The 14,395-nt window shown below is 33.1% G+C and carries 9 protein-coding genes; 8 read left to right on the top strand and 1 reads right to left on the bottom strand.

Annotation, left to right across the window (positions count from 1 at the left end; translation table 11 throughout):
• Position 1 precedes the first annotated feature (1 nt).
• The 8 genes from pgmB to HXZ69_RS04040 all read left to right on the top strand — a co-directional run bounded on the left by pgmB (position 2) and on the right by HXZ69_RS04040 (position 13,217).
• Positions 2 to 658 carry a beta-phosphoglucomutase gene (pgmB, locus tag HXZ69_RS04075; RefSeq protein ID WP_221853995.1) on the top strand — a complete coding sequence of 219 codons (657 nt, stop codon included), beginning with the start codon at positions 2 to 4 and terminating at the stop codon, positions 656 to 658.
• 27 nt (positions 659 to 685) lie between these two features.
• Complete coding sequence (gene mdxK / locus HXZ69_RS04070) at positions 686 to 2,983, top strand: maltose phosphorylase MdxK (RefSeq protein ID WP_286495099.1); 2,298 nt, start codon at positions 686 to 688, stop codon at positions 2,981 to 2,983.
• Between the two features lie 277 nt (positions 2,984 to 3,260).
• The gene (locus HXZ69_RS04065) at positions 3,261 to 5,114 is read left to right on the top strand and encodes a glycoside hydrolase family 13 protein (RefSeq protein ID WP_286495097.1); all 1,854 of its coding nucleotides are present in this window, start codon (positions 3,261 to 3,263) and stop codon (positions 5,112 to 5,114) included.
• 364 nt (positions 5,115 to 5,478) lie between these two features.
• Entirely contained in the window at positions 5,479 to 7,656 is a 2,178-nt protein-coding gene (locus HXZ69_RS04060; protein WP_286495096.1) for a glycoside hydrolase family 97 protein, read from the top strand.
• 69 nt (positions 7,657 to 7,725) lie between these two features.
• On the top strand, positions 7,726 to 9,381 hold the full coding sequence (locus tag HXZ69_RS04055) for an alpha-amylase family glycosyl hydrolase (RefSeq protein ID WP_286495095.1): 1,656 nt from the start codon (positions 7,726 to 7,728) through the stop codon (positions 9,379 to 9,381).
• Positions 9,382 to 9,406: 25 nt separating this feature from the next.
• On the top strand, positions 9,407 to 10,795 hold the full coding sequence (locus tag HXZ69_RS04050) for an alpha-amylase family glycosyl hydrolase (RefSeq protein WP_286495094.1): 1,389 nt from the start codon (positions 9,407 to 9,409) through the stop codon (positions 10,793 to 10,795).
• A 79-nt stretch (positions 10,796 to 10,874) separates the two neighbouring features.
• Entirely contained in the window at positions 10,875 to 11,486 is a 612-nt protein-coding gene (locus HXZ69_RS04045) for a PepSY-like domain-containing protein (RefSeq protein WP_286495093.1), read from the top strand.
• Between the two features lie 129 nt (positions 11,487 to 11,615).
• Entirely contained in the window at positions 11,616 to 13,217 is a 1,602-nt protein-coding gene (locus HXZ69_RS04040; RefSeq protein ID WP_286495089.1) for a class I SAM-dependent methyltransferase, read from the top strand.
• Positions 13,218 to 13,293: 76 nt separating this feature from the next.
• Here HXZ69_RS04040 and HXZ69_RS04035 read toward each other — a convergent pair whose 3' ends face one another.
• On the bottom strand, positions 13,294 to 14,310 hold the full coding sequence (locus HXZ69_RS04035) for a DUF8428 domain-containing protein (protein ID WP_286495087.1): 1,017 nt from the start codon (positions 14,308 to 14,310) through the stop codon (positions 13,294 to 13,296).
• Positions 14,311 to 14,395 lie beyond the last annotated feature (85 nt).

Genomic DNA, 14,395 nt, shown 5'->3' with positions numbered 1-14,395 from the left:
TTTGAAAACTAAAGCATTTATTTTTGATTTAGATGGTGTCATCGTCGACACTGCAAAGTACCATTATTTAGCATGGAAAAAATTAGCGAATAATCTAAACATCGATTTTACGCACGAACATAACGAATTATTGAAAGGTGTTTCTCGTGTGCGATCATTAGAAATTATTCTTGGATTGGGAAATGTTGAAGCTTCTGATGAGCAGAAAAACGAATGGTTAATTCAGAAGAACAAAGAATATTTAGAATACATCGATAAGATGGACGATTCTGAAATTTTACCAGGCGTTATGGACGTTTTAAACTTTCTAAAAGAAAACAATCAACCAATTATTTTGGGATCAGCTTCTAAAAATGCACGTCCAATTTTAGAGAAAGTTAATATTCTAAATTATTTCGATGATATCGTAGATGGAAACGATGTTTCTAACGCAAAACCAGATCCAGAAGTTTTTATCGTTGGAGCGAAAAAAGCGAATCAAACAAACGAAAATTCAATTGTATTTGAAGATTCTGTTGCAGGAATTGAAGCAGCAAATGTAGCAGGAATGACAAGCATCGGAATTGGAGAAGCTTCGGTTTTGAATGAAGCGAAATACAACTTTAAAAATTTTACTGAAATCTCAGAGGATTTCTTGGTCGAATTAATCAATCAATAATTATACAAACTACATACAACTAACAAAATGAATCAAGATTATATCATCCCGAATGCGTGGTCAATTATCGAAGAAGGGTTTGAAAAAGATCGTGTAAAATCGTCTGAAAGTTTATTTTCTATTGGTAATGGAGCAATGGGACAACGTGCCAATTTCGAAGAATTTTATTCAGGTGATACATTTCAAGGAAGCTATATTGCCGGCGTTTATTATCCTGACAAGACAAAAGTGGGATGGTGGAAAAACGGTTATCCAGAATATTTTGCAAAAGTATTAAATGCGCCAGTTTGGATTGGAATTGACATCGAAATTAACGGTGAAAAATTTGATTTAAACACTTGTAAAGAAGTTAAAAATTTCCGTCGCGAATTGAATATGAAAGAAGGTTTATTGGATCGTTCATTTATTGCGATTTTACCTTCAGGATTAGAAATTGAGGTTTTTGTTCGACGTTTTCTTTCTGCTAATTTAGATGAATTAGGAGCAATTAAATATGACATCAAACCAATCAATGGTGATGCGAAAATTGTCTTCAAACCTTATGTTGATGCAGCTGTAAAGAACGAAGATGCGAACTGGGAAGAGATTTTTTGGGAACCAATTTTTTCTGAAATTAAAGGTGAACAAGGTTTTGTACAAGGGCGTACGTTCAAAACTCATTTTGAAGTCGTAACATTTATGCAGAATAAAATCTTGGTAAATGGAAGTTATCAACAAAATACACCAACAAGTGATGTTAAAACTGAAACAAAAGTAGAATTTACATATGAAGTTGAGGTAAAAGCGAATGATACCGCGACAATTGAGAAATTTGGAGGTTATGTTGTTTCGACAAATCATCCTAAAAATGAATTAATTAACGCTGCCGAAAATGTATTATCTCAAGCAAATGAACAAGGTTATGAACAATTGTTAATAAACCAAAAAGAAGCTTGGGCAAAGATTTGGGAAATGGCTGATATCACTATAGAAGGTGATACAAAAGCGCAACAAGGTATTCGTTTTAATATTTTTCAATTAAATCAAACGTATTCTGGAAAAGATGCGCGTTTAAATATCGGTCCAAAAGGCTTTACAGGAGAGAAATACGGAGGTTCTACCTATTGGGATACAGAAGCGTATTGTTTGCCATTTTATATGGTAACAAAAAATCAAGAAGTTGCGCGAAACTTATTAATGTATCGTTTTAATCAATTGGATAAAGCGATTGAAAATGGAGAGAAATTAGGTTTCAACAAAGGAGCAGCTTTGTATCCGATGGTTACGATGAATGGTGAAGAATGCCACAACGAATGGGAAATTACATTCGAGGAAATTCACCGAAACGGAGCGATTGCATTTGCGATTTACAATTATGTTCGTTTTACGGGAGATCAAACCTACATTCCTGAAGCTGGTTTAGAAGTTTTATTAGGAATTGCACGTTTTTGGAAACAGCGTGTGAATTGGTCAAACGAGAAAAAACAATATGTGATGTTAGGTGTTACGGGACCTAACGAATACGAAAATAACGTTAACAACAATTTCCATTCTAATTATTGTGCACAATGGTGTATGAATTATTTGTTGGAACAAGTTGAAAATGTCAAAACAAATTATCCAGAAGATTTTGCTCGTATCGCTGCAAAGAGAAATATTACTGATGCTGAATTAGCAGAGATGAAAGAAGTTGCATCGAATATTTATTTTCCTTTTAGCGAAGAATTAGGAATTTATTTACAGCAAGATGGTTTCTTGGATAAAGATTTAACACCTGTTTCTGAATTACCAAAAGAAGAACGTCCAATTAATCAAAAATGGTCTTGGGACAGAATTTTACGTTCGGCTTACATCAAACAAGCTGACGTTTTACAATCGTTCTATTATTTTGAAGATCAATTCTCAAGAGATCAATTAGAAAAACATTTTGATTTTTACGAACCATTAACAGTTCACGAATCATCATTATCACCTTGTGTTCACTCTATCCAAGCGGCAACGTTGGGGAGAATGGAGCAAGCGTATACATTTTATTTGAGAACTTCTCGTTTAGATTTAGATGATTATAACAAAGAAGTTCACGAAGGATTACACATCACATCTATGGCAGGAACTTGGATGTCGATTGTAGAAGGATTTGGTGGAATGCGTGTGAAAAACGATCAATTGTATTTTGAGCCGCGTTTACCAGAACAATGGGAAGGTTTTACATTTAAAGTAAATTTCCGTCATCAAATCCTAAAAGTTATTGTAAATAAAGGAGAAACAACATTTGAATTGGAAGGAACAGAACCTTTAGAGGTTTATGTTTTCGACCAGAAAGTAGTTGTTCAGCCTTCGATTTAATAAAGGGAATCTAATACCTTGAAGGCTTCGGTTTTCAGGGTATTTTTATTTAGAGTAGTACGTTTTAAGTTCTAAGTTTATTCTGAAAACCTATTTTAAAAAAGTCATCTTGAACTCATTTCAGGATCAAATGAAGCAGAGAATGAGAAGCTGAAACAAGTTCAGCTGGACAGAGAATTTAAAAAAGATTCTTTGATAAACTCTGAATGACAATTTCATTAATGTAGTAAAGTAAATTTCATACAGAGCTTGTCGAGGTATCAAAAAAACAAAAAACATGAAAAAAATACTATTATTATCATCTTTCCTATCAACATTTGCTTTTGCACAAATTCAAAAAGTGGAGCCAATGTTTTGGTGGAAAGGAATGAAAAATCCAGAAGTTCAAATTCTGGTTTATGGAAAAGATATTAGTAAATACAATATTGAATTATCGGATAATGTAAAAATTCAAAATTTACAGAAAACTGAAAATCCAAATTATGTTTTTGTAACGATTAATACGAATGAAGTAAACAAATCATCATTCAAAATTAACATCAAAAACAAAAATAAAATCGTTGATTCGTATACATACGAGTTAAAAGATCGTCAACCAAATTCAGCGAATCGTTCATCGTTTTCATCAAAAGATGTGGTGTATTTAATTATGCCGGATCGTTTCGCCAATGGAGATGAAAGCAATGATTCGAAAAAAGAATTGCGTGAGAAAGTTAATCGTCAATTGCCAGGTGGTCGTCACGGAGGAGATTTACGAGGAATTATCAACAACTTAGATTATATCCAAAATTTAGGAGCCACTGCAGTTTGGTTAACTCCAGTAAACGAAGACAATGAAAAAGAATATTCGTATCACGGCTATGCACAAACTGATTTTTATAAGATTGATGGACGTTACGGAAGCAATGAAGATTATCGCGAATTATCACAAAAATTAAATCAACGAGGAATGATGTTGATTCAAGATTATGTGACAAATCATTGGGGAATTTCGCATTGGATGATTCAGGATTTGCCTTCGCAAGATTGGATTCACAAATTTCCTGGAGGAAAAGATGGTTTTCGTCGTTCCAATTATCGTACAACAACCCAATTTGATAAAAACGCGGCAGAAGTAGACAAAAAAGAAGCGTTGAATGGTTGGTTTGATTATACAATGCCAGATATGAATCAATCAAATCCGTTGGTGCTAAATTATCTGACGCAAAATGCAATTTGGTGGATAGAATATGCTGAATTAGGTGGAATGCGTGTCGATACATATCCATATAATGATAAAGAAGGAATGGCAAAATGGGTAAAAGCAATTACGACAGAATATCCAAATTTCAATGTAGTTGGAGAAGCTTGGATGTATTCACCTGCGCATATTTCGTATTGGCAAAAAGATTCTAAAATTGCTGAAATCGATAATTATAATTCGTATTTACCTTCGGTAATGGATTTTCCATTGTTCTCAGAATTGCCAAAAGCAATCAAGGAAGAGGAATCGTGGGACAAAGGAATGATCAAATTATATAATTCATTTACCAATGATTTCTTGTATCCAAATGTCAATAATATGTTTGTATTTATGGAAAATCACGATACAGAGCGTTGGAATGAAGTGATGAATGGAGATGTGAATGATTACAAACTTGGTTTGTCCTTAATTTCGACTGTTCGTGGAATTCCTCAAGTATATTACGGTTCTGAAATCGGGATGCGAGGAGATAAAAGTAAAGGTGATGCAGCAATTCGACAAGATTTTCCTGGTGGTTGGAAGTCAGATAAGCAATCGGCTTTTATAAATGAAGGAAGAACTGCGGAGCAAAAAACGTTTCATGATTTTACAGCAAAACTTTTCAATTGGCGAAAAAATAAAGAAGTTATTCATTCAGGAAAAACGAAGCATTATATGCCACAGAGTAATGTTTACGTTTATTTTAGATACAATGATACCGAATCTGTAATGGTTATTTTGAATGCAAATCCAGAAAAACAGACGTTCAAATTAGATCGTTTTGCAGAATCATTAAACGGATTTACTTCTGGAAAAGATATTATTTCAGACAAAGTTTTACCAATCAATATAAACGGAGAAATCACAATTGATGGTAAATCTTCGATGATTATTGAACTTAAAAAGTAGTAGGTTTTAAGTTCTACGTTCTAAGTTTATTCTGAAAATGTATTTAAAAATGGCATTAAATCTATGATGTTAATAAAATTTAATAAGTGAAGAGTAAAAATGATTTAATGAGCGATAGCGAATTTTTAAATCATTCTCGAAACGGTTTAAATTTTTAGTCAAATAGATTTACGGCCTTGACTTTTTTGATTCGTTTTTGTGTCAAGACAAAAATGAATGAAATATAAAAGTCATCCTGAATTTATTTCAGGATCACATAAGTAGATTATGCAAAGCTGAAACAAGTTCAGCTTGACAAGAAATTTATTGCTTTAAGCATTAGGCGTAAAAGCATAAAACAGACAATAAAACAAAAACAAGAAATATGAAAAACTTTAAGTTTATACTGGGGTTAGGAATCGCGATGATGAATATGGTTTATGGACAAGAGTTGAAATCACCAAATGGAAATTTTGTCATGGATTTTTCTTTGTCTAAAGATGGAAAACCTACCTATCAGTTAAAGTACAAAGGTAAAGATGTTGTAAAGCCAAGTCATTTGGGTTTTGAGTTTAAAACGAAACATAAAGAAATGGATTTTGCCGTTCAAGATCGTGTAGAAGATGAACGCGCAAAAGACATCGCAAACTTTTTTTCAGGTTTCAAAATTATTGATACTAAAACGTCAACATTCGACGAAACTTGGAAACCAGTTTGGGGAGAAGTAGACAAGATTAGAAATAATTTTAACGAATTAGCGGTGACGGTTTCTCAACCAAATACAGATCGACAAATGATTATTCGTTTTCGTTTGTTTAATGAAGGATTAGGTTTCCGTTACGAGTTTCCAGAACAAAAGAACTTAAAATATTTTGTCATCAAAGAAGAGCATTCGCAATTCGCAATGGCGGGAGATCACACAGCTTTTTGGATTCCTGGCGATTACGATACGCAAGAATACGACTACACGGAATCTAAATTATCAGAAATTAGGGGATTATTTGATAAAGCCTATATTGGAAATGCATCTCAACAATCTTTCTCAAAAACAGGTGTACAAACAGCTTTGATGATGAAAGCAACAAACGGACTTTACATCAATTTACATGAAGCTGCGTTGATTAACTATCCTGCAATGAGTTTGAATTTAGATGATAAAACATTAACATTCGAATCGTGGTTGACTCCTGATGCTTTGGGCGATAAAGGATATCTACAAGCACCTTTTAATACGCCTTGGCGTACAATTATTGCGAGCGATGATGCAAGAGAAGTTGCATTTAAAGGGCCGCAAATAATTTATAATTTAAATGAACCTTCAAAAATTAAAGATACTTCTTGGATCAAACCTGTAAAATACGTTGGAGTTTGGTGGGAAATGATTACAGGAAAAAGCTCTTGGGCTTATACAGACGATTTCCCCACAGTACAATTAGGTATAACCGATTATAAAAATGCGAAACCAAACGGAAAACATGGTGCAAATAACGAGCGTGTAAAAGAATACATTGATTTTGCTGCAGAAAATGGATTTGATGTTGTTTTAGTAGAAGGATGGAACGAAGGTTGGGAAGATTGGTTTGGTAATCATAAAGATTACGTGTTCGATTTTGTAACGCCTTATCCAGATTTTGATGTGAAAATGTTAAATGCTTACGCAAAATCAAAAGGTGTAAAAATTATGATGCATCACGAAACTTCGGGATCAATTCGTAATTACGAAAGACATTTGGATAAAGCATATAAATTCATGAACGATAATGGTTATACATCAGTAAAAAGTGGATATGTTGGTGATATTGTTCCTCGTGGAGATTATCATTACAGCCAAAATACAATTAATCATTATCAATATGCAATCGAAAAAGCGGCTGATTATAAAATAATGGTTAATGCACACGAAGCGGTTCGTCCTACAGGAGTTGCGCGTACATGGCCAAATTTAATTGGAAACGAATCTGCACGTGGAACAGAATACCAAGCTTTCGGTGGTTCTAAACCAAATCACGTAACGGTTTTACCTTTCACGCGTCTTTTAGGTGGACCAATGGATTACACGCCTGGTATTTTCGAAATGGATGTGAAAAAATTAAATCCAAACAATCATTCACACGTTAATTCTACGATTGCAAATCAGTTGGCTTTATACGTGACAATGTATTCTCCTTTACAAATGGCTGCTGATATTATTGAGCATTACAAACAATTTTATGATGCATTTCAATTTATCAAAGATGTACCAGTAGATTGGCAAGATTCTAATTATTTGGAAGCTGAACCAGGAAGATATTTAACAATTGCGCGTAAAGATAAAAATTCGAACAATTGGTTTGTTGGAAATGTAAATGGTGAAACGCCTCGTTCAACGAAAATTAAATTAGATTTCTTAGCTAAAGGAAAAAAATACGAAGCGAAAATCTATGCAGATGCAAAAGATGCGCATTACAAAACAAATCCACAAGCCTATAAAATCGAAACAAAAAAGGTTGATTCAAAATCTGTTTTAGATTTAACATCTCAAGCTGGTGGAGGTTTTGCAATTAGTATCAAAGAAATTAAATAAGTAATGAGTGATGAGTATTGAGAAACTTGTTACTCAATACTCAAAACTTACTACTCAAAACTTTTTAGTATGAAAAAAATACTTTTCACATTAGGAATAGCTTCATTGTTTTTAAGTTCTTGCTCAAAAACAACAACACAAGCTACGCAGACAAATCATTCAGAAAAACAACCATTTGTTTGGAATGGTGCAAATATTTATTTTTTATTGACTGATCGTTTCGAGAATGGAGATAAAAAGAATGATGTTAATTACGGGAGAACTGCTAAAACATCTAAATTAAGAGGTTTTGAAGGAGGAGATTTTCGTGGGGTAATCAATAAAATCGAAGATAATTATTTTTCAGATTTAGGAGTTAATGCGATTTGGATGACACCGATTGTGGAGCAAATTCATGGATATGTTGACGAAGGTCAAGGGAAAACATATGGATTTCACGGTTATTGGACAAAAGATTGGACGTCGATTGATAAAAACTGGGGAACTGAAAAGGAGTTGCAAGAATTGGTTGATAAAGCCCATGCGAAAGGCATTCGTATTATGTTGGATGCGGTGATTAATCACACAGGTCCAGTCACAAATTCAGATGGTGTTTTTCCTGCTGATTGGGTTCGTATTTCTCCACAATGTACCTATGAGTCTTACAAAACGACGATTGAATGTACGTTGGTAAAAAATCTTCCAGACATTTTAACGGAATCAGAAAATGATGTGATGTTGCCTCCGCAATTGTTAGCAAAATGGTCGCAAGAAGGTCGTTTAGACAAAGAAGTTGCTGAATTGAATGCTTTTTTCGCGAAATATAATCTTCCAAAAGCACCGAAATATTATATCATGAAATGGCTTTCAGACTATATTCGTAAGTACGGAATTGATGGTTATCGTGTCGATACGGTGAAACATACGGAAGAAAATGTTTGGAAGAAATTCGAAGAAATTTGTCAAGATGCGTTTGCTGAATATAAAGCGAATAATCCTATAAAAGTATTGGATCAAAATAAGTTTTTCTTGTTAGGAGAAGTTTATGGATATTCGATTAATGATGGTCAGCAATATAATTTTCCTGATAAAACGGTTAATTATTTCGAGAATGGATTTGATGCGTTAATCAATTTCGATTTGCGTTCAACTCAAAAAGAATCTAATCAAACTGTTTTTGATCGATACAATGATATTCTTCAAAAGAAGATGAAAGGAAAGTCTGTGATGAGCTACATTACCTCGCACGATGACGGTTCGCCTTTTGATAAAAATCGTCAAAATACTTGGGATGCAGGAACTCGATTGTTATTGGCGCCAGGGATTTCGCAAATTTATTATGGAGACGAAACGGCTCGTCCGTTAGAGATTGAAGGTGTTGATGGAGATGCAAATCTTCGTTCGAATATGAACTGGGAAGATATTAAACCAAATTCAGAAACGGAATCATTATTGAATCATTACCAAAAATTAGGACAATTTAGACGAAATCATCCAGCGGTTGGAGCAGGAAATCAAACAGATTTGCAAAATTCTCCGTATATTTTTACAAGAAAATATAAGACAGACGAAGTGGTGATTGGTTTGGAAATGCCAATTGAAAAAAAAACAATTAATGTAAGTTCTGTTTGGAAAGATGGTACCAAAGTTCGCGATGCTTATTCAGGTTTTTCTGGAAAAGTTGTGAACGGAAATTTAGAATTGAATACGACTTCCAATATTGTATTATTGGAAAAAGTGAATTAGTTTTTTGAGAAGTAATAGAAGAAAAATGATAAAAAAAATAGTTGGTTTAACCTTGATGACAACTTTGTTTTTAACAAGTTGTGAAAGCAAAAAAGAAACAAAGTCAGAAGACGTTAAAACTGAAAGGAAAGAACAAAGCATTTTGCCTTTTACGGCTGATATGGCAGAAACTTCTGTGATTTATGAAGTGAATGTTCGTCAGTTTTCACCAGAAGGAACTTTTGCAGCGGTTACAAAAGAGATTTCGAATATCAAGAAATTAGGGGTTAAAATCCTTTGGATTATGCCCATTTACCCAATTGGAGAAGAAAATCGAAAAGAAGGTTTAGGTTCGTATTATTCGATCAAAGATTATAGAGGAATCAATCCAGAATTTGGAAATGCCGAAGATTTTAAGAAATTAGTTGATGAGGCGCACAAAAACGGAATCTATGTGATTTTGGATTGGGTTGCGAATCACACGGCTTGGGATCATCCTTGGGTAAAACAACATCCTGATTGGTATGAACAAGATAAGAACGGAAAAATGCATTCTCCTTACGATTGGTCGGATGTTGTGGCGTTAAATTTCGATAACAAAGAAATGCGCAAACAGATGATTGCCGATATGAAATATTGGTTAGATGATTTCAAAATTGATGGTTTCCGTTGTGATATGGCGCACGAAGTTCCGACAGATTTTTGGAATGAAGCAAAACCGCAATTGGCAAATGGTCGCGAAATTTTTATGTTAGCTGAAACGGAGAAACCAGATTTATTAGCAAATAATGCATTTGACGCCGCTTACGGATGGGAAATTCATCATATCATGAATGATATTGCAAAAGGTAAGAAAAACGTTTCTGCGATTGATGCGTACATGGATTCGATTCCGAAAAAATGGCAAGCGGACGATTACAAATTATTATTCACATCAAATCATGACGAAAATTCTTGGGCTGGAACTGAATACGAAAGAATGGGTGATGCGGTAGAAACATTTGCTGCATTAACGTATACTTTACCTGGAATTCCATTGATTTATAATGGACAAGAAGAAGATTTTAATCGTCGTTTAAAATTCTTTGTCAAAGATTCTATTGATCGTAATCCAACAGCAAAAATGCGTGGCGTTTATGAAAAGTTAGGAGAACTTAAAATCACAAATGAAGCATTTAATGGAGCGAAAAAAGCGGCTTCTTACGAACGTTTGAAAACATCTGATGATAAATCTATCTTAGCGTTCAAACGTCATAAAAATACGACAGAAGCTTATTTTATTGCGAATTTTACGAAAGCAAATAAAGAAATTATAGTTCCAATTAATGGTGTGTACAAAAACTTTATGAACAACGAAGATGTTACATTTGATGCAACAACAAAACTGAAATTAAAACCTTGGGAATACCTGATTTTAGTTCAGAAGAAAAAATAAATTCTTAAAAGCTGGTTAAATTTTTAATCAGCTTTTTTTATGGTATAATGCTTGTTGATAAACGTTTAAAATCCAAATCATGAGAAAAATAATTTTATCAACAGCCGCCATTTTAAGCTTAGTTTTCTCTTCGTGTGAATCGAAGAAAACAGAAAACTCAGAAGTTATCACAAGTAAATCTGAAGTTGCAGAACAGCCAATTGTTTCGGAAAGTGATATTGCGAATCATCCAGAGTCATCGACTTCACAAAATACTTATGAGGTTTTACAAGATAATGGTCAACAAAAAACGGTAAATATTGATCCAAATGAAACGGTGATTTCAGCAAATAGTTTACCTATTAATGCACAAAATTTTGTTTCGAAAAACTTTGGTAATATGGAGTTTGTGAATGCGATAAAAGAAGTTGAACGCAATATCACAACATATAATATTCAGTTGAAAGACGGAACAAAAATAGAATTTACAGATAATGGTGATTGGAAGGAGGTGAAAAATGGTTTAGGAAAAGCGATTCCGATTAAATTTTTCCCAGATAATATTCAAAAATATCTTCAATCAAAATATCCTAAAATCGATGCGAAATCAATTGAAATGGATACAAAAGACAAAGAAATAAAAGTAGAATTGTTACAAAATAATGTCGATTTGAAATTTGATTTGAATGGTAATTTTATCAAAATTGATTAATCAAATACATCAAAAACCTTGTCAATAGATGAGGTTTTTTTTAATTTCTAATTTTTAAAATTTTACAATAACCTTCACATCAACTTTTCGCAATTTTCAATATATTTATAGTAGAAAAAATCGCCCAAAATGGATAAAAAATATTTGAGATCGTTAATTTTTAGACATCTCGATGGTTTGGTAACGGCTCCGGTATTAAGTGCTTTGGCTAAAAAAGGAGCTTTGCATTATATCGTCGAGCGTAAAACTATACAGTTAGAAGAATTGACAAACGAATTTCAGGCAAACGAAGGTTATCTAAATGTTGCTTTGCGTGTGTTGGCTTCGCAGAATATGTTAGAATATTCAGTGAATAATGCAGAAAATAGCGTCGAGATTCAAACCAATAAATATTCAGATCGCGCATTTACTAATGTTGATATTTACCATGATTTAGCTGTTTTTTTGGCAGAAAATGAAGTAATTAATCAACATGATTTTTCGGATGAATTTTGTAAAAAATGGATTAAATTATTTGATAAATATAAAACTTATTTGATGACTGCTGACGACGAAGAGTTTCTTGAAAAACCTTTGCATTATCAAATTACCAAACATATCGAAGGCGTTTTAGTTGGACCAATTATTGTGCGAATGGGAATGAGTGGTTTGTTTCATAAATACTTTATGGAAGCTTCTTTCAATCCAGATGAATTTCACAAAAACCCACAAACTTTCGAGAAAATATTGGAACGATTAACCGAATTAGGTTGGTTTACAAAACACGAAAAAAACTATAAATTCACAGAAATAGGATTATTTTTTGCGCGCCGTGCAACATCTTATGGTGTTACAGTTTCTTATTTACCAATGTTCGCGAAGTTGAATGATTTGCTTTTTGGTTCGCCAACAAAATTGCGTGAAATTACCGAAGGCGAAGATGAACAACACGTGAATCGCGAAATGAATGTTTGGGGTAGTGGAGGAGCGCATTCCACTTATTTCAAAGTGATTGATGAGTTTATTGTAGATATTTTTAATCGTCCAATAGAAGAGCAACCGAAAGGAATTTTGGATATGGGATGCGGGAATGGAGCGCTTTTACAACATTTGTATGATGTGATAGAACGTCAAACCTTACGGGGAAAACATCTCGACGAATATCCACTTTTTTTGGTTGGTGCAGATTATAATCAAGCAGCGCTGAAAGTAACGCGTGCCAATTTAATTAAAAATGATATTTGGGCAAAAGTGATTTGGGGTGATATTGGTGATCCAGATCGTTTGGCAACAGATTTGAAAAATGATTATTCAATAGAGTTGAGTGATTTATTAAACATTAGAACATTTTTAGATCATAATCGAATTTGGGAAGATGTAGAAGATGTCAAAACAAATCGAATTAGTGCTTCTACTGGAGCTTTTGCGTTTAGAGGAAAACGATTGTCAAATAATGATGTGGAACAAAATTTATTGAATCATCTCAAAAAATGGGCGCCTTATGTAGATAAATTTGGTTTGTTATTGATCGAATTACATACGATTGCTCCAGATTTAACGGCGAATAATTTAGGAAATACGCCTGCAACAGCGTATGATGCAACGCATGGATTTTCGGATCAATATATTGTGGAAGTAGATGTTTTTCATCGTATTTGTCAAGAAACTGGTTTGGTTCCAGATAAAACATTATTCAAAAAATATCCAAACAACGAATTGGCAACTGTTAGTATTAATCTTTTGAAACGATAATAATATTTTAAAAATATATTAAATCAAAAAAAGCTCAGCAATTGCTGAGCTTTCTTGGTTAGTCTTGTATCAATAATTAGTTTAGGGTTATTTTTGCTTGACTAATCTTAAATCCATTTTCGTAAACATTGAACGTGTAAACTCCTTTTTGGAATTCTTCGTTTTCCCAATCAAACGTAATATTTTTTGTTTGTCCGTTTGTGTAATTAAAGTTGATTGCATCAGAGAAATTAACTGTATCTCCAGATCTCAATTCAATTTGTCCGCCTTGCGCATTTCCATATCGTCCTAATGTTCCATCAGGATTATAGATAGCAACATATAATTTTTTGTCTCCAGATTCTGTTCTCGAATTACGATCTACATCAAAAGAAACACGAATTTTATCAATACGTTTTGCACGTGTTTTTTCAACTTCTTTTCCGCTATTTCTTACACGAATTCCTTTGATTTGTTGATTAGAAACAGATAAAGTTGAACTTAATTCATTGATCTTTCCTTTCGAAATTGCATTGTCTTTTTGACGAACACTTTTTTCTGTTTCGTAGTTATATGTTAACTCTTTATTGTTTTCTCTTAAATTGTTGTTGTCTGTTGTTAAAGCAGAATTTTTATTATTTAATTCGTCAACGCTACGTACAAGAATTGCATTTTCTTTTTGTAAACGAGCAACTTCAGATTTGTAATTTTTTACACTTCCTTCTAAATCGTTGATCATTTTACGAGCACGATTCATTTCCTCTGCAGTTGGATTGTCTTTATCTAAAATTTCTTGAATATCTTGATTCTTTAACTGAATCATATTTTCTTTATCGCCCAATAAATTGTTACGATCTTCGATGCGAGCTTTATATTGTGTATAGTCGTTTAAAATCGAATCATATTGTTTACGAATTTGATCCTTTTGACTTGTTTCGTTTTTAAGGATTTGAGAATTTAAAGATTCATTTTTTTCAAGATTTCCGATTTGGTTTGCTTGATAAATATTATATCCTACACTTCCTGCTAATAAGATTCCGACTAATGCCAAAGGAACTACTAAACCATTTTTTCCTTTGTTTGTTGGTTGATTGTTTTCTTCTAATCCTTGCATATGAACTATTATTTAAGGTTAATTGTTTTTTTTATTGTTTTTTGTGTTAAGAAATTATGATGCCAAAAACTTAGTATGATGTTAA

The organism is Empedobacter sp. R132-2, assembly GCF_030324375.1.
GTDB lineage: Bacteria > Bacteroidota > Bacteroidia > Flavobacteriales > Weeksellaceae > Empedobacter > Empedobacter falsenii_B.
Note: the sequence above shows the minus strand (reverse complement) of the source record. Positions and strands in the feature narration are given on the sequence as shown.

Bases quoted from the DNA above. Each gene is read 5' to 3' on its own strand.
- mdxK (WP_286495099.1), top strand. From the start codon at position 686: ATGAATCAAGATTATATCATCCCGAATGCGTGGTCAATTATCGAAGAA.
- HXZ69_RS04065 (WP_286495097.1), top strand. From the start codon at position 3,261: ATGAAAAAAATACTATTATTATCATCTTTCCTATCAACATTTGCTTTT.
- HXZ69_RS04060 (WP_286495096.1), top strand. From the start codon at position 5,479: ATGAAAAACTTTAAGTTTATACTGGGGTTAGGAATCGCGATGATGAAT.
- HXZ69_RS04055 (WP_286495095.1), top strand. From the start codon at position 7,726: ATGAAAAAAATACTTTTCACATTAGGAATAGCTTCATTGTTTTTAAGT.
- HXZ69_RS04050 (WP_286495094.1), top strand. From the start codon at position 9,407: ATGATAAAAAAAATAGTTGGTTTAACCTTGATGACAACTTTGTTTTTA.
- HXZ69_RS04045 (WP_286495093.1), top strand. From the start codon at position 10,875: ATGAGAAAAATAATTTTATCAACAGCCGCCATTTTAAGCTTAGTTTTC.
- HXZ69_RS04040 (WP_286495089.1), top strand. From the start codon at position 11,616: ATGGATAAAAAATATTTGAGATCGTTAATTTTTAGACATCTCGATGGT.
- HXZ69_RS04035 (WP_286495087.1), bottom strand. From the start codon at position 14,310: ATGCAAGGATTAGAAGAAAACAATCAACCAACAAACAAAGGAAAAAAT.